This window comes from Halomonas terrestris, assembly GCF_049166755.1.
GTDB lineage: Bacteria > Pseudomonadota > Gammaproteobacteria > Pseudomonadales > Halomonadaceae > Halomonas.
Window position 1 is genome coordinate 186,684 of record NZ_JBMHFZ010000007.1, and the last position, 15,237, is coordinate 201,920.

Genomic DNA, 15,237 nt, shown 5'->3' on the forward strand with positions numbered 1-15,237 from the left:
GCCGCGGCCACTACACTCAAGGGCGCACCAACATTCCGCTCCTGGGGGGCGTTGACATGTCCACCGCAACAGCCACACGAGTGCCCACGGTTCACGAGATTCCCGCAGCGAGCCACGATGCCGTTGCCGCCCTGCCCGAGAGTGTCGCCATCGCCTCGCAGCCGATATTCGACTGGTGGATGCATCACTGGATGGATGCCAGCCATCCGATGGCCAGGCTGCAACGGGCCTGGATGGAATCCATCCTCGAGGCGATCCAGGTCGAGGCCGAGTTCCTGAACGCCTGCGCTGCCTCGGGCGAGAAGATGTCGAAATGCTTCTCCGACCCGGACGTGCTCCAGAGCCCCGCCTCGTTGGGCAGCTGCTGTCACGAGGTCGCCAGGGAGATGACCGATGCCCATATCTCGAGGCTCGGCAAGGTGGCCGAACTTCCCAAGGACTTCCGGCAACGGCTCTGGGAAGAGATCTGCTGAACCGACATTCATCCCGACACTGCCATGAACGGGAAGGGAGGGGTCGCCCCTCCCTTCCCGTTCTGCCCTGTGGGCTTGCCGACATTCCGCGAGAGGCGATCACGTCGAGCGCCGGGCCATCAGCATCTCCCGGGTCGCCGGCGGCAGGCACTGGCTGCGGGCGCCGGGGGCGAGGTGCGGAGCGAGGATCGGCTCCATGCCCTTGAGCACCTGCACCGGTAGTGCCGAGGTGAAGCGGAAGTCGTCCGACTCGCTGCCGGCCACGTAGGCGGTGAGGGTGCCGAAATGGTCGTCGCCGAGGTAGAAGACGAAGGTGGCGGTACGGTTGCGCGCCCGGGAGTCGATGACCTGTCCGCTGCGGGTCACCGTCTCGATGCGGTTGTTGCCGGTACCCGTCTTGCCGCCGAGCGTCAGCGCGGTGCCGTCCTCCAGCGCAAAGCTGCCCTGCAGCCGCCGGGCGGTGCCGCCGTCCACCACCTGGGCGAGCGCCTGGCGCAGCACCGCGGCGACTTCCGGGGCCATCACCTGCCGCGCACGGCCCTCGGCCGGCACGAAGCGGGTCTCGTAGGGGGTGGCGGTGGCGAAGTGCAGGTCGTCGATGCGCAGGGTCGGCAGGCGCACGCCGTCGTTGAGGATGATGCCGACCAGTTCGGCCAGGGCCGCGGGGCGGTCGCCGGAGGTGCCCACGGCGGTGGCCAGCGACGGCACCAGGTGCTCGAAGGGATACCCCAGCCGTTGCCAGCGCTGGTGGATGTCGAGGAAGGCCTCGACCTCCAGCATGGTGCGGATGCGCACGTCCCGGGCGCTGCGGTGGCGGGTTCTGAACAGCCAGCCGTAGACCTCCTGGCGCTCCTGCTTGCCGGCCGCGGCGGCTTCGAGGAAGCTGGCCTCGGGGTAGTCCAGCAGATAGCCGAGCAGCCACAGCTCCAGCGGGTGCACCCGGGCGATGTAGCCCTGGTCCGACAGGGTATGCGTCCCCGGGGCATGGGCGTCGTAGAGCGCATCGATGCGTCGCTCGCCGAGGGAGGCGCCGGGCAGTCGCTCGTCCAGGAAGGCGGCGAAGGTGTCGCGGTCGGCCTCGGGGAACAGGTAGCGATGCACCGCCGCCAGGCGCGAGTCGGTGACGTTGAGGCCGCCGAGGAAGGCGTCGAGGCGCGCGTCGCTGTCCAGGTCGCGGTACTTGCGCCAGAACCGCTGCAGGAAGACCCGACCCTCGCGTTCGGCGAAGCGCTGCAGGTACTCCAGCCGACGCGGGTCCCGGTCGTCCTCGAGCAGCTGGCTGCGGCTCTCGTTGTGGTGGGTGCTGTAGCGCACCAGGTCGCGCAGCAGGCGCACGAAGGGCAGGTTGAGCGACTCGCGCAGGGCGTCGAGGAGGGTCGGGTTGCGGCCGTTGTCCTCGCGGCGGAAGTTGCCGAAGGTGTGGCGGCCGCCGCCGGTGAAGAAGGCCTCGTGGGGGCTCGCCGAATAGCGCCGCTCCATGGCGGCCGCGAGGAGGGCGTCCAGCTCGATGTCGGGCCGGGTGATCAGGGTGTCGATCACCCAGCGGCTGAGCACGTCCTGACGGTCCACCGCCACCTGGCGCAGTGTCTCCGCGGGCTCGCCCGCATGGCGCCGGTGGAGCTCGGCGATCACCTCCAGGTAGGTCGCCAGCACCCGCAGCTTGGCGGTGGAGCCCAGCTCCAGCTTGCTGCCCTCGTTGATGTCGAAGGGCTGGCCGGTGCTGTCGGTCTGGACCCGGACGCGGAAGCTGTCCTCGCCTCGCTCCAGCAGGGTGAAGCTGTAGCGCACCTCGCGGGTCTTCTCGGGTGACAGCATCCGGTCGCCGAACAGGCCCATTTCCTCGGCGTAGTCCGGGTCGGCGAGGCGATGCAGGTAGTCGGTCACCTGGCGCTGCAGGTCGCCGTGCAGGGTGGTACGCGCCCTCAGGTCGAGCCGGTCCAGGTCGTAGAACGGCATCCCGAGGAGTCCGCCGAGCCGGCCACGCGCCACCTGCAGCCCCTTGTCCTGCTCGACCCGCAGGCGTGCCGGGTCGCGGGCGAAGTCGCGGAAGGAGAGGCGCTGGCCAAGGGCGGCATCGCGCAGCTCGGCGCTCACCCGCCCCTCGTCGGCCAGCAGCCTCAGGTAGCTGTCGGTGATCCGCTCCAGCGCCTGCCGCCCGGTGGTGAGGTACCAGGAGGGGCGGCGCTGGGCGATCATCAGGGCGACCACCTGGCGCAACGCCATGCCCTGGGCCTCGAGGCTGCCGGGAGCGTTGAAGTCGGGGACCAGCAGACGGTTGACGTCGTCGAAGTCGCTGCCGAACCACACCCAGAGTCCGTCACCGATCCCGTGCACCTCGCCGTAGCCCGGTGCCGCCGACAACGGTACCGAGTTGAGGTAGTCCAGGGCCACATCCTGGCGGGCGGAGAGCGTCTGTGGCCCGTGCTGGTAGGTGCGCACGCTGGCCGAGACCATCTGGCGCAGCTTCTCCCGGGGCGAGCCGGTCAGCCCCTGGGGGGAGTGGCGGTACTTCTCGACCTGGGTGGCCAGGGTGCTGCCTCCGGAGGCCTGGCCGGGCATGTCCAGCGCCCGGCCCAGCTGGGACACGGCGGCCCTGGTGAAGCGTGGCCAGTCCACCGCCGGGTTGGCGAAGGGCGAACTCTCGTCCAGCAGCTGGCGGTTCTCGATGAACAGCAGTATCTGCAGCACCAGCGGCGGGACGGCATCGAAGTGGGGGTAGTGGCGCTGCGGATGGCGAAACGCGTACATCGCTTCGCCACGGCACTCCTCCAGGGTCAGGCCGGCCCGGGTCTTCTCCGGGTAGGGCGGAAAGAAGCCGCGCCGGGTGTACTCGAGCAGGGGTGACGAGAAGCGTGCCTGGCGTTCGATGTCGTAGTCCCCGGCCAGCAGTCGCTCCTCGATCCTCGGCAGCTGGGCATAGCCCAGCCGCTGGTCGAAGGGGCCGTGACGCGGAAACAGGATACGCTCGCTCCGGCCCGGTGCGAGGGTGTAGGTCAGGGTGCCGGCATAGCGCGACAGTTCCTGGGCCTGGATGTGCGAGGTGCGAGCCTCGGCCACCAGCAGGGTGGCGAGGGTGACGGCGAGCAGGGCGAGCAGCAACAGGAGCCCGTGGCGCAGGCGATGGCGCGGACGCTCGTCCGCCGGGGCAGGTGCCAGTGGCGGCTCCTCCACGAACGGGGAGCGCGACACGCCCGGCTCGAATGACGTCGCGGAGCGGGCCCGGGAGGTCCGGTGTGACGAAGACTCGCGCGTGCCCATGCGCCACCCCCATGCAAACTTCGTTTACCGAATGTACCTTTTTGTAGCTTAGTCCGGGGGCGGGCAAAAGGATATCGGACGCACGGAAAAAGAACGGTGTTCGAAGCGGTCAGGACGCGCGATAGACGCCGAAGTGGGTCAGCCCCTGGTCATGCAGGTGCAGCGCCTGCATGCGGCTCATCACGCCCTGGCTGCAGTACAGGAGGTAGCAGCGGTCGTCCGGGAGCTCCGGGGCACGACTCTGGAGCTCGTAGAAGGGGATCTCGAGGCGCGGCACGTCGGGAAGTCGCAGGGGGGAGGCCTCGCGCTCGTCCGGGGGACGGATATCGATCACGCTGGTATCTCCCAGCTGCTCGAGCTCCTGCACGGTGTCCACCATCGTCACCTCGCCGGGGACATGCCGGCGCTCCATCAGGCGGTCGGAGCGGGTGGTCGTGGCGGCCTCGATGGCGGCCTCGAGCACACGGAAGTCGAAGGCGGACTCGGCCTCCTCGATCTGGCTGGCGCGTGCACGGGTATGCGGGCGCCGGGAAATCACGCCGCAATACTCGGGCATCGTCTCGGCGAAGCGGGCGGTGTCGATGCGCCGCGCCTGGGTGATGATCTCCTGCTTGTCCTCGGTGAGCAGCGGACGCAGGATCGGCAGGGTGCTCGCCTCGTCGATCAGCGCCAGGTTGGTCAGGGTCTGGCTCGAGACCTGGGCGATGGCGTCGCCGGTGACCAGCGCCGGAATCCGTTCGCGACGCGCGATGCGGCTGGCGGCCCGCACCATCATGCGCTTGAGGACCACCCCCATCACGCCGTCCGGCACGTTGCGCAGGATCTCGGCGACCACGCCCTCGAAGGGTATCGAGATGAAGCGGACCCGATGCGACGCGCTGTAGCGGTGCCAGAGGTGGTGGGTCACCTCGCGCACCCCGGCTTCGTGGGCCGGCCCCCCCAGGTTGAAGAACAGGAAGTGGGTCTTGACGCCGCGACGCATCATGCGCCAGGCCGCCACCGGCGAATCGAAACCGCCGGAGATCAGCGCCAGGGCCTGCCCCTGCAGGCCGAGCGGATAGCCGCCCAGGCCGGGCCAGCGGGCCTGGATCAGCCGCAGCTGCCGGTGGACGACCTCGACGGCCACGTCCACCTCGGGCCGGGTCAGGTCGACCCTGGCACCGGGGCTCGCCTCGAGCAGGCGCCGCCCGATCAGTCGCTCGATGTCCTCGGAGCTGAAGTCATGGTCGCCGCGCCGCTTGGCGCTGACCCGGAAGCGGCGGCCGGCGATGGCCTGCTGCCACAGCGGCACCACCTGGCCGGCGATATCGTCGAGGCCGGTGAAGGGCACCTCGCGGAGGGCCAGCACCTCGTGAATGCCGGGAATTCGCGTCAGGCGTTCCTCCATCTCGCGGACCCGGGCGTCGGGCAGGTCCTCCGGCAGGGCGACGTGCAGGGCATCCCAGGTGTCCTTGACGCTGACCCGCTCGTCGAGTCGACGCAGGATGATGCGCACGTTGCCGGCCAGGCAGCGGGTCATGTGCCGGCGCACGGAGCGCGACTTGATGGTGATCTCGGGGAACAGCTTGAGAAGATAGTGCATGCGTAGAAAACGATTCAAAAACAGTATTTTGACATCATATCAGGACGGCCGCCGCGGCGCACGACACCCCCGTGCAAGCGCAACGCCCGGCAGGGGCCGGGCGTTGCGGGTGACGGGGCAGGGTCGGCTCAGTAGAGGGCCTGCTCCTCGTCGACCACTTCCTTCAGTACCTCGAGATAGAGCCGGTCGGCCTCGGAGTGCTCGGCCGGGTCCTCGGGAATGTGCACGCTGGTGGTGTCCGAGATCTCGTTGGCGATACGCGCCATCGCTTCGGCCTTGCTGCCCTCGGAGAGCTGGCGACGGGCGATCTCCAGCGACTGCTCGAGAATCTTGGGGTCCTGCAGCAGTTTCTTGATGAAGCCGCGCAGCTCGTTGATGATCCGCGTCTTCTGGATTTCCGATGAGGACATGGCGTTCTCCTTGTCGTGACGCTGCCGTGTCGGTGATGGCGTGACGATAGCATGTTTGGTGACCTGCGGGAGAGGGTGGCGCCGGGGATGAAGAATACTTTGTAAGTATTGTCTTACATCAAGTGTCGGTAATTTCTTCGCCTGGCGCGGCAAATTAGGGATTGGAGAAACGTGCCGGTTTGGTTACGCTGCATTACAAAGCTTAACGCTCATGAAAAAGTACTGTGGCTTTCAATCTGCACCGGCTGGTTTTCTGGTATCGGTGGCACGGTAGCGAGCGACCGCCTGGTCGTGGTCATCGTGCAGGCCTGGACAGATGGATGGGTGGGCTATCCGGCCGTGCCGAAAGCTGCCCGTGATAACAAGACGACAAGTTGAACATCATGACGGGCCCGGCAGCGTTGTGGCTGCGAGCCTGCCAACCAGGAAAGGGAACTCGAATGAAAATCGCGACCGACTCCTCTCGTCCCAGGGGCGCACGCCGCCTGGCCCAGGCCGCCGTGATGGGCTCCTCGCTCGCCCTGCTGCCGCTCACCGCCGCCGTGGCCCAGACCCTGCCGCCGGGCCTGGCGGCGCCCGGCTCGTCCGACCTGCGCACGGTGGTGCAGCAGGCCATCGCCACCAACCCCGAGGTCCGGGCGGCCTGGAACGGCCTGAATGCCGCCGGCAACGACGTCGGCGTGGCGCGCGGCAACTACCTGCCGAGCATCGACGTGGCGGCGGGAATCGGCCGCGAGGCGCGCGAGGGCGACGATCGCGGGAGCTATGATACCGACTTCGCCGAGATCACCCTGACCCAGATGATCTACGACGGCTTCGCCACACGCAGCGAGGTCGAGCGTCTCGATCGTGCCAAGCTGGTGCGCTACTACGAGCTGCTGGGTGCCAGCGAGAACGTCGCCCTGGAAGCCGCCCGGGCCTACCTGGACGTCAGCCGCTACCGGGAGCTGGTGAGCCTGGCCCAGGACAACTACGCCGACCACCTGCGGGTCTTCAACCAGATCGAGGAGCGAGCGCTCTCCGGCGCCGGCCGCGGCGTCGACCTGGAGCAGATCAGTGGCCGCCTGGCCCTGGCCGAATCCAACCTGATGACCGAGGCCTCCAACCTGCATGACGTCACGGCGCGCTACCAGCGTATCGTCGGCGACCTGCCGGCGGAGAACCTGGCGCCGGCCCCGGCGCTCGACGACCGCCTGCCGCCCTCGGTGGCCGAGGCCGTGGACCTGGCCTTCACCGGCAACCCGGAGTTCCATGCCGCCATCGAGAATATCGAGGCGGCGCGAGCCGAGCGCGAGGGCGCCCGTTCCGGGTTCCACCCGCGCCTCGACCTGCGTGGCAGCGCCGGCACCTACGACAGCAACGATGGCAACTTCGATCCGCTGGGCAGGCGGGACCGCAACCGCATCGAACTGGTCGCCAGCATGAACCTCTACCGTGGCGGCAGCGACCTGGCGTCGTTCCGCGCCGCCACCGATCGCGTCGAGCAGTCGGTCAACCTGCGCGAGAAGGCCTGTGTCGATGTGCGCCAGACCACCCAGATCGCCTACAACGACACCCAGCGCCTGCGCGAGCAGCTCGACTACCTGAACCAGCACCGCCAGTCCATCGATCGCGTGCGCGGCGCCTACCAGCAGCAGTTCGACATCGGCCAGCGCACCCTGCTCGACGTGCTGGACAGCGAGAACGAGTACTTCGAGGCCAGCCGCGCCTACGTCAACGCCCAGTACGACGTGGCCCTCGCCGATGCCCGCACCCTGGCCGCCATGGGCCAGCTGATGCAGGCCCTGGAGGTTCGCCGGGACGACATGCCGACCCTGGCCGAGATGGGCAGCGACGGCGTGGAGATCAATCCCGACGTGATCTGCCCGGCCCAGGGGCCCACCGGCTTCACCCTCTCCGACTTCACCGGCGGGATCACCGCGCCGGCACCCACCCGGGCGCCGGACGTCACCCTCTCCGCCGATGCCCTGTTCGCCATCAACAGTGCCGAGCTCTCCGCACAATCCCGTGGCGAGCTGTCCGAACTGGCCGAGCGGATCCGTGGCCGCAGCGACCTGGAGCGGGTCTTCATCGCCGGTCATGCCGACAGCACCGGCAATGACGCCATCAATGATCCGCTCTCCCAGGCGCGTGCCGACAGCGTCGCCGACTACCTGGTCAGCCAGGGCGTGACGCCCGGCCTGATCGAGACCCGCGGCTACGGTTCCCGCCAGCCGGTGGCGAGCAACGACACCGTCGACGGCCGTCGCCGGAATCGCCGCGTCGAGGTGACCCTGGAGCGGGTCGGCGAGAACCTCGACATGAGCTTCCGGCCCGTCCAGGAACAGTCCCTCGGCCTGGCCGCCGGCAGTGACGACGTCTCCCGCGCCTGGTCCGCGCCCCTCGACCTCTATGCCGAGGTCGAGGCGCATGCGGCCGACCCGCGCCCCCTGGCAGATGCGGGTGACACCGCCGGCGAGCCGACCTTCCTGCAGGTCGCGGCGCTGCAGAGCGAGGCCGGCGCCACCGGCCTGGGCGAGCAGCTGGGGGCCGAGCTCGAGCTGCCGGTTCGCCTGCACAGCGCCGCCGGCCTGCATCGGGTCCAGCTCGGCCCGGTCGGCGGGCCCGACGAGGTGCGTGACCTCCAGCGTCGCCTCGAGGCCCTGGGCTTCAGCGACACCTATACCGTCAGGGGGTGATCGACCGGGCCGGGCCGTCCGGCACCGATCACGCAGGTGATCGACACTCGTCGCCACGCCGCGGGGCCGCCAAGCCCCGGCGGCGTGGCGCAGCGATTTCAGAGGCAGGTGAATAGGTGTGACGCACAGAGAAAACCTGGATCCGCCCCCGGGGCCATCGCGCCCCGTCATTCGGGATGAACTCCTGGAGTGCCTCCAGACCATCGCCCTGGTGCATGGTCACGCGGCAACGGCGGAATCCTTCACCGCCGGCCTGCCCCTCGAGGAGGGGCGACTCACCCCGGCGATCTTCCCGCGTGCCGCCTCCCGCGCCGGGCTGACCGCGCGCATCGTCAAGAGCCGCCTGGTGCAGCTCAACCCGGCCCTGCTCCCCGCCGTGCTGCTGCTGGAGCCGGGGCGAGCCTGCGTGCTGGTGGCACTGGACCTCAAGGCGCGTCGTGCCCGGGTGATCTTCCCCGAACTGGGCGATGCCGAGACCGAGGTCAGCCTCGACGGCCTGCAGTCCAGCTACAGTGGCCAGGCGATCTATGTGCGCCCGCGCTTCCACTTCGATGCCCGCGGGCCCGAGGTCAACAGGCAGCGCGCTCGCCACTGGTTCTGGGGGGTGATCCGCGAGAACCGCAGGCTCTACCGCGATGTCATCGCCGGCTCGGTGGTGATCAACCTGTTCGCCGTGGCGATGCCGCTGTTCGTGCTCAATGTCTATGACCGCGTGGTGCCCAACCACGCCACCGAGACGCTCTGGGTGCTGGCCGCGGGCATCTTCGTGGTGCTCTGCTTCGACCTGGCGTTGCGGCTGATGCGCAACGCCTTCGTCGACCTGGCGGCGAGCCGGGCCGACGTCAAGCTCTCCTCGTCGATCATGGCCCGGGTCCTGGGGCTGAGGATGGAGGCCAGGCCGGCCTCCACCGGGTCCTTCGCGGCGACGCTGCAGTCCTTCGAATCGGTACGGGCCTTCATCGGCTCGGCCACGGTGGTGGCGCTGGTCGACCTGCCCTTCGTGCTGATGTTCGCCGGCATCATCGCGCTGATCGGCCCGCCGCTGGTGATTCCGGTGCTGGTGGGCATCGTCCTCGTGCTGCTCTACGCCATGGCGGCCCAGGGCAAGCTGCACGAACTCTCCGAGACCACCTGGCGGGTGGGCGCGCAGCGCAACGCCACCCTGGTGGAGTCGATCTCGCACCTGGAGACGGTCAAGGCCCTGCGCGCCGAGAGCCGCATCCAGGCGATCTGGGAGAAGGCCTCGGCCTACCTGTCGCGAACCGCCGCCCAGCTGCGCCTGGTCAGCTCCTCGGTCTCCAGCGTGGCGCTCTGGGCCCAGCACAGCGTGGCGGTCTGCGTGATCATCATCGGGGTCTACCAGATCATCGAGGGCAACCTCAGCCAGGGCGGGCTGATCGCCGCCTACCTGCTCTCGTCCCGTGCCATGGCCCCGGTCAGCCAGGCCGCGGCGCTGCTGGCGCAGTACCACCAGTCCTCCACGGCGCTGCAGTCGCTCGACTCGGTGATGGCGCGTCCGGTGGAGCGACCCGAGGGCAAGCAGTTCGTCAACCGGCCGGTGGTGCGCGGGGAGATCCGCTTCGACAAGGTGACCTTCCGCTACCCCGACGAGGAGCGTGATGCCCTGCGCGACATCTCGCTGCAGGTCGAGCCCGGCGAGAAGGTCGCCCTGCTCGGGCGGGTGGGCTGCGGCAAGTCGACCCTCAACAAGCTGATGCTGGGGCTCTACACCCCCGCCGCCGGGGCGGTGCTGGTGGATGGTGTCGATATCCGCCAGTTCGACCCGATCCAGCTGCGCCGCCATATCGGCTATGTGCCCCAGGACGTCAGCCTGTTCTTCGGCTCGTTGCGCGACAACGTGGTGGCCGGCGGCGGCAGCGACGGGGTGGACGACGACGCGCTGCTGCGGGCGATCGAGCTCTCCGGCCTGCAGGGGCTGGTCAATGCCCACCCCCACGGCGTCGACCTGCAGGTGGGCGAGCGCGGCCAGTCGCTCTCCGGCGGCCAGCGCCAGGCGGTGGCCATCGCCCGGGCCCTGGTCCATGACCCGCAGATCCTGCTGCTCGACGAACCCACCAGCTCCATGGACCACGCCAGCGAGGAGGCCTTCAAGGCCAGCCTCAAGGCGTATGCCCACGGCAAGACCATGGTCGTCGTCACCCACCGCACCTCGCTGCTGTCGCTGGTCGACCGCATCGTCGTCATCGACGCCGGCAAGGTGGTGGCCGACGGCCCCCGTGACAAGGTGGTGGAGGCCCTGCGCAAGGGCCAGATCGGGAGGGCCGGCTGATGGCGAAGCGGCAGGACAGGACCGCCGAGCAGCAGGGCTTCGAGGCCATCGGGCGCTTCTCCGAGGTGGGCGGCAAGCCGTTCCGCCCCTTCATCGACCGGCTCTTCGCCCGGCGCGTCACCGCGGCACACCTCAACCGCGACTGGGCCAGCGACGCCGACTGGGCCCGCTTGCAGCAGGACCCGATCCGCGCCCGGGCCTTCCTCTACGTGGTGCTGCTGGCGGTAGCGGCATTGATCACCTGGTCCTGGTTCGCTTCCATCGACGAGGTGACCCGCGGCAGCGGACGGGTGATCCCCTCCAGCCAGTTGCAGCGGGTGCAGACCCTCGACGGCGGGGTGGTGCAGGAGATCCTGGTGCGGGAAGGCCAGCGGGTCGAGGCCGGCGAGGTGCTGATGCGCATCGACCCGACCCGATTCGTCTCCAGCTTTCGCGAGAATCGCGCCCAGGCACTGGCACTGGAGGCCCGCGCCGAGCGACTGCGTGCGCTGATCACCGACACCCCCTTCGACCCCTCGGAGCGGCTGCGCGCCGAAGCGCCCGGCATCGTCGCCCAGGAGCGCGAGGTCCACGAGAGCCGCCGCGAGGAGCTGCGCGAGCAGGAGAGCATCCTCGCCGACCGCATCCGCCAGCGCGAGGAGGAACTGCGCGAGGCCCAGGCCCGGCGCGACACCGCCCAGCGCGAGGCCAACATGTCCCGTCAGGAGCTCAACCTGACGCGGCCGCTGCTGCAGTCCGGGGCCGTGTCCGAGGTCGAGGTACTGCGCCTGGAGCGGGAAGTCTCTCGGGCCACCGGCGAGCGCGACCAGGCCGCTGCCGCCGTGTCGCGCCTGGAGTCCGCCGTGCAGGAGGCGCGTACCCAGCTGAGCGAGCTCGGCACCGAACGGCGCAGCGACTGGCAGAACGACCTGGCCCAGACCCTGGGGGATCTCAACGCGCTGGACGAATCCAGCACCGGCCTGCAGGACCGGGTTCGCCTGGCCGAGATACGCGCCCCGGTGGACGGCGTGGTGCAGCGGCTGGCCATCAATACCATCGGCGGGGTCGCCCAGTCCGGCCAGGAGGTGGTGGAGATCGTGCCCAGCGATGACCAGTTGCTGGTCGAGGCGCGCATCGCGCCCCAGGACATCGCCTTCCTGCGTCCCGGCCAGCCGGCCACCATCAAGCTCACCGCCTACGATTTCGCCATCTATGGCGGTCTCCAGGCCGAACTCGATCATATCAGTGCCGACACCATCACCGACGACAACGACAACACCTTCTACCTGGTCCGGGTGCGCACCCTGGACACCGAGGACATCACCAGCGAACTCCAGGTGATTCCCGGCATGACCGCCCAGGTCGACATCATGACCGGCAAGCGCACCGTGATGCAGTACCTGCTCAAGCCGGTGCTGCGGGCCTGGAGTGATTCACTGGGAGAACGATGATGACACAGCTCTTCGTCTGTCAGGGCCGCGACGAGATCCCCCGCTGGCGAACGGCCTTCTCCGACGCCCGGCTGGTGAGTCCGCAGCAGGCCCGGGCCTGGGCCGCGAGCGGTGACCGGGTGTGGGTGATGAGCAACCTCGAGAACTGGCCCGCCCTGGTCTCCCAGCTGAGTGGCCGCGGCGCCACCCTCACCGTGCTCAGCTATGCGCCGAGCTCGCTCGAGGCCTTCCAGGCCCTGAATGCCGGCGCGCGGGGCTACGCCCATGCCCTCTCCCCGCCGGAACTGCTGCGCCAGGTCGAGGTGGTCACCACCCACCAGGGGATCTGGGTCTGGCCCGAGCTGCTGGCCCAGGTGGTGGGCGGCACCTTCAAGGCGCTGGGCGGCGAGTCGCGCCTGCAGGAGGAGACCCTGGCTAAGCTCACTGCGCGGGAGAGGGCGGTGGCCCTGGCCGTGGCCGCGGGGCACAGCAACAAGGAGGTCGCGCGGCGGCTGGATATCACCGAACGCACCGTCAAGGCCCACCTGGGGGCGGTGTTCCGCAAGCTCGGTGTCCGCGATCGCATGCAATTGATCCTGCGGCTCTCGCACCAGGACGCGAGCATAGCTGATCCAGGTCAATGATCGGCGCGTCATGTCCGCGTGGACAATGGGCTTTTTGCCTGAGTGGCCCCATGATCATTGATGAAGCGGTTGCCCGTGTTTTCCGGTGACCGACCCGCAACCAGAGGACCCCGCCATGAGCATTGCCACCATCCATTCCCTCGTTGGCCAGGCCTGGGCCCGTGACGGCGAAGGCAACCTGCGCGAGCTGCGCGTCGGTGATGCCCTGGAGCCGGGCGAGACCCTGGTCACCGCCGACGGTGCCCGGGTGATCCTCGACTTCGCCGACAGTGGCGCCCCGATTCTCGTCGGTGCCGGTCAGGAGCTGGCGATGACCGAGGCGCTGGCGAGCGGGAGCGACGACCCGGAAGAGGCCACTCTCGGCGATACCGAGCTGGAGACTCTGCTCGGCGCCCTGGAGGATCCGCAGGTCGATCTGCTCGACCTCCTCGACCCGGCGGCAGCCGGCCCGGGCGCCGGCGCCGGCGAGGCCGGCGGGCATGGCTTCGTGCGACTGCCGCGCATCGTCGAGAACCTCGACCCCCTGAGCTACGAGTATGACCAGCCGGGGCCCGGGGAGGTCGCCACGCCGCTCGACACGGGAGTCGCCGCGGCGGTGCCGGCCACCGATTCCCCGCTTCCCGAGGAACCCCTGGCGCCCGTCGACCCGGACGAACCCGTGGACCCGGACGATCCCGTCGATCCGGATGACCCCGTGGACCCGGATGATCCCGTCGACCCGGACGATCCGGATGACCCCGTGGACCCGGACGATCCGGATGACCCGGATGACCCGGATGACCCGGACGACCCGGACGATCCGGACGATCCGGATGACCCGGATGACCCGGATGACCCGGATGACCCGGACGAGCCCCTGGTCCTCTCCTTCACCGGCCATACGGTGGGGGCGAGTGACGGCCAGGGCACCCTCGGCAACGCCAGGGAACTCAAGGAGACCGGCTCCCAGAGTGCCACCGCCGTGCTCTCTGACGATGGCTTCTACTCCGTCGATCACCAGGGCAACGACGATCCGGACGCGATCGAGTCCGGCGAGGCGCTGCTCTTCGAGCTTGCCGGCATGTCGAGTGCGGCGACCTTCGAGCTGATCGGCCCGATCCACGGGGCCACCTACAACCTCTATGACGAGGACGGGGAGTTCTTCTTCAAGGGCAACCTGGAGGATCTCCTGCTCCAGGACGGGCTGGTGGTGATCGAGCATGACGAGCCGTTTGCCTTTGTCGCCTTCCTGGGCGGAGCCAGCGGGCCGGGGCAGAGCGGCGAGGGGAGTGCCTTCGCCGTCAGGCCGGTGTCCCTGGACCTCGCCACCGAGACGACCTCGGGTTCGCTGGAGGAGCCCGGTGTCGAGACGCTCGGCTGGACCCTCGCGGAGGACGAGGAGACGGCCCCGTCGACGGATGACGCCTTCACCACCTATCGGCTCGGCGAGGGAGACTCGCTCGATCTCAGGGACATGCTCACCGAGTGGGACGGGCAGAATGACTCGCTGGACGACTATCTCCAGGCCGCGCCGGCCGATGGTGGCGATACCGTGCTGCACATCAGCACCGATGGGCAGTTCGGCGACGGTGACCTGGGCCTGGCCGATCAGCTGATCCTGCTCGAGGGAGTCGCCTACCACGGTGACATCCTCCAGCAGCTGCTCGACGAGGAACAGCTCGAGATCGAGTGACGCCCCGTCGGCTGACCATAACCAGAGACGCCCGGCCTGTCCGGGCGTCGTGCGTTACTTGATGGCGGTCATCTTTTTCCCCTACCTGTCCATCGGTCCAATACTCAGCCGTTCGTCGGTTGCCTAATGTGAAGTCATAAGCCGCACTCGGTCCTTTCGTATCAGCGACCCGCAAGCGGTGTCCGAGAAGCTTCATTACGCAGGAGTCATTCCATGAGCATCGCAACCGTGGTTTCCCTCACCGGCCAGGCCTGGGCGCGTGACGCCGACGGCAACCTGCGCGAACTGCGCGTCGGCGATACCCTCCAGGAGGGCGAGACCCTCGTCACCGCCGACAACGCCCGGGTCGAGCTCGACTTCGGCGACAACCTCGACCCCACCCTGATCGAGGGCGGTCAGGAGGTGGCCATGACCCCGGAACTCGACGCCGACCAACCGGTGGCCGTCGAGGATGCCAGCGCGCTCGATGAGGATCTCGATGCCCTGCTCGCCGCCCTTGAGGACGAGGAAGGCGACCTGCTCGACATCTTCGATGCGACCGCCGCCGGGGCCGGCCCGGGTGGCGGCGGAGGCGACGGCCACAACTTCGTGCGCCTGACGCGGATCGCCGAGGACACCGACCCGCTGGCCTTCGACTTCAGTGTCGGGACCTTCGATGGGCCGCCTGAGGGTGAGTTGACGGCGGAAGAGGTGGTGGTCGAGGAGGAGCTGGAAGAGCCCGAGCTGGTCGATGAGCCTGAAGAGCCCGAGCTGGTCGATGAGCCTGAAGAGCCCGAGCCCATTACGGCAACCATCACGCTGAGCGCTCCGGAGCAGGTCAC

At 68.9% G+C, this 15,237-nt stretch carries 11 protein-coding genes; 8 read left to right on the forward strand and 3 right to left on the reverse strand.

Features of this window, described 5'->3' with window-relative positions:
• The first annotated feature begins 56 nt into the window (after positions 1–56).
• Positions 57–473 (forward strand): hypothetical protein, encoded by a 417-nt coding sequence (locus ACOMD9_RS09480; RefSeq protein WP_421414104.1) that lies wholly within the window; start codon positions 57–59, stop codon positions 471–473.
• 99 nt (positions 474–572) lie between these two features.
• Here ACOMD9_RS09480 and ACOMD9_RS09485 read toward each other — a convergent pair whose 3' ends face one another.
• The 3 genes from ACOMD9_RS09485 to ACOMD9_RS09495 form a co-directional block, all read right to left on the reverse strand.
• Positions 573–3,662, reverse strand: a complete 3,090-nt coding sequence (locus ACOMD9_RS09485; protein ID WP_421414106.1) for a transglycosylase domain-containing protein — start codon at positions 3,660–3,662, stop codon at positions 573–575.
• 178 nt (positions 3,663–3,840) lie between these two features.
• On the reverse strand, positions 3,841–5,313 hold the full coding sequence (thiI, locus tag ACOMD9_RS09490; protein ID WP_421414108.1) for a tRNA uracil 4-sulfurtransferase ThiI: 1,473 nt from the start codon (positions 5,311–5,313) through the stop codon (positions 3,841–3,843).
• A 128-nt stretch (positions 5,314–5,441) separates the two neighbouring features.
• Positions 5,442–5,723 carry a hypothetical protein gene (locus ACOMD9_RS09495; protein WP_421414109.1) on the reverse strand — a complete coding sequence of 94 codons (282 nt, stop codon included), beginning with the start codon at positions 5,721–5,723 and terminating at the stop codon, positions 5,442–5,444.
• A 171-nt stretch (positions 5,724–5,894) separates the two neighbouring features.
• Between ACOMD9_RS09495 and ACOMD9_RS09500 the strand changes: the two genes are divergently transcribed.
• From ACOMD9_RS09500 to ACOMD9_RS09530, 7 genes are all read left to right on the forward strand, one after another.
• Positions 5,895–6,101, forward strand: a complete 207-nt coding sequence (locus ACOMD9_RS09500) for a hypothetical protein (protein WP_421414112.1) — start codon at positions 5,895–5,897, stop codon at positions 6,099–6,101.
• 62 nt (positions 6,102–6,163) lie between these two features.
• The gene (locus ACOMD9_RS09505; RefSeq protein WP_421414114.1) at positions 6,164–8,401 is read left to right on the forward strand and encodes a TolC family outer membrane protein; all 2,238 of its coding nucleotides are present in this window, start codon (positions 6,164–6,166) and stop codon (positions 8,399–8,401) included.
• Between the two features lie 118 nt (positions 8,402–8,519).
• Positions 8,520–10,691 (forward strand): type I secretion system permease/ATPase, encoded by a 2,172-nt coding sequence (locus ACOMD9_RS09510; RefSeq protein ID WP_421414116.1) that lies wholly within the window; start codon positions 8,520–8,522, stop codon positions 10,689–10,691.
• Positions 10,691–12,121 carry an HlyD family type I secretion periplasmic adaptor subunit gene (locus ACOMD9_RS09515; protein ID WP_421414118.1) on the forward strand — a complete coding sequence of 477 codons (1,431 nt, stop codon included), beginning with the start codon at positions 10,691–10,693 and terminating at the stop codon, positions 12,119–12,121. Before ACOMD9_RS09510 ends, ACOMD9_RS09515 begins: the two co-directional genes overlap by 1 nt.
• Positions 12,118–12,744: a response regulator transcription factor gene (locus ACOMD9_RS09520; RefSeq protein ID WP_421414120.1), complete on the forward strand. Its 627-nt coding sequence runs from the start codon at positions 12,118–12,120 to the stop codon at positions 12,742–12,744. The genes ACOMD9_RS09515 and ACOMD9_RS09520 overlap by 4 nt, the downstream gene beginning before the upstream one ends.
• Positions 12,745–12,859: 115 nt before the next feature.
• Complete coding sequence (locus ACOMD9_RS09525; RefSeq protein WP_421414122.1) at positions 12,860–14,416, forward strand: retention module-containing protein; 1,557 nt, start codon at positions 12,860–12,862, stop codon at positions 14,414–14,416.
• A gap of 213 nt (positions 14,417–14,629) precedes the next feature.
• A partial coding sequence (locus ACOMD9_RS09530) for a retention module-containing protein (RefSeq protein ID WP_421414124.1) occupies positions 14,630–15,237 on the forward strand: 608 nt, incomplete at its 3' end.

Excerpts from the sequence above, each read along its gene's own strand:
- ACOMD9_RS09480 (WP_421414104.1), top strand. The coding sequence starts at position 57 with ATGTCCACCGCAACAGCCACACGAGTGCCCACGGTTCACGAGATTCCC.
- thiI (WP_421414108.1), bottom strand. The coding sequence starts at position 5,313 with ATGCACTATCTTCTCAAGCTGTTCCCCGAGATCACCATCAAGTCGCGC.
- ACOMD9_RS09495 (WP_421414109.1), bottom strand. The coding sequence starts at position 5,723 with ATGTCCTCATCGGAAATCCAGAAGACGCGGATCATCAACGAGCTGCGC.
- ACOMD9_RS09505 (WP_421414114.1), top strand. The coding sequence starts at position 6,164 with ATGAAAATCGCGACCGACTCCTCTCGTCCCAGGGGCGCACGCCGCCTG.
- ACOMD9_RS09515 (WP_421414118.1), top strand. The coding sequence starts at position 10,691 with ATGGCGAAGCGGCAGGACAGGACCGCCGAGCAGCAGGGCTTCGAGGCC.
- ACOMD9_RS09520 (WP_421414120.1), top strand. The coding sequence starts at position 12,118 with ATGATGACACAGCTCTTCGTCTGTCAGGGCCGCGACGAGATCCCCCGC.
- ACOMD9_RS09525 (WP_421414122.1), top strand. The coding sequence starts at position 12,860 with ATGAGCATTGCCACCATCCATTCCCTCGTTGGCCAGGCCTGGGCCCGT.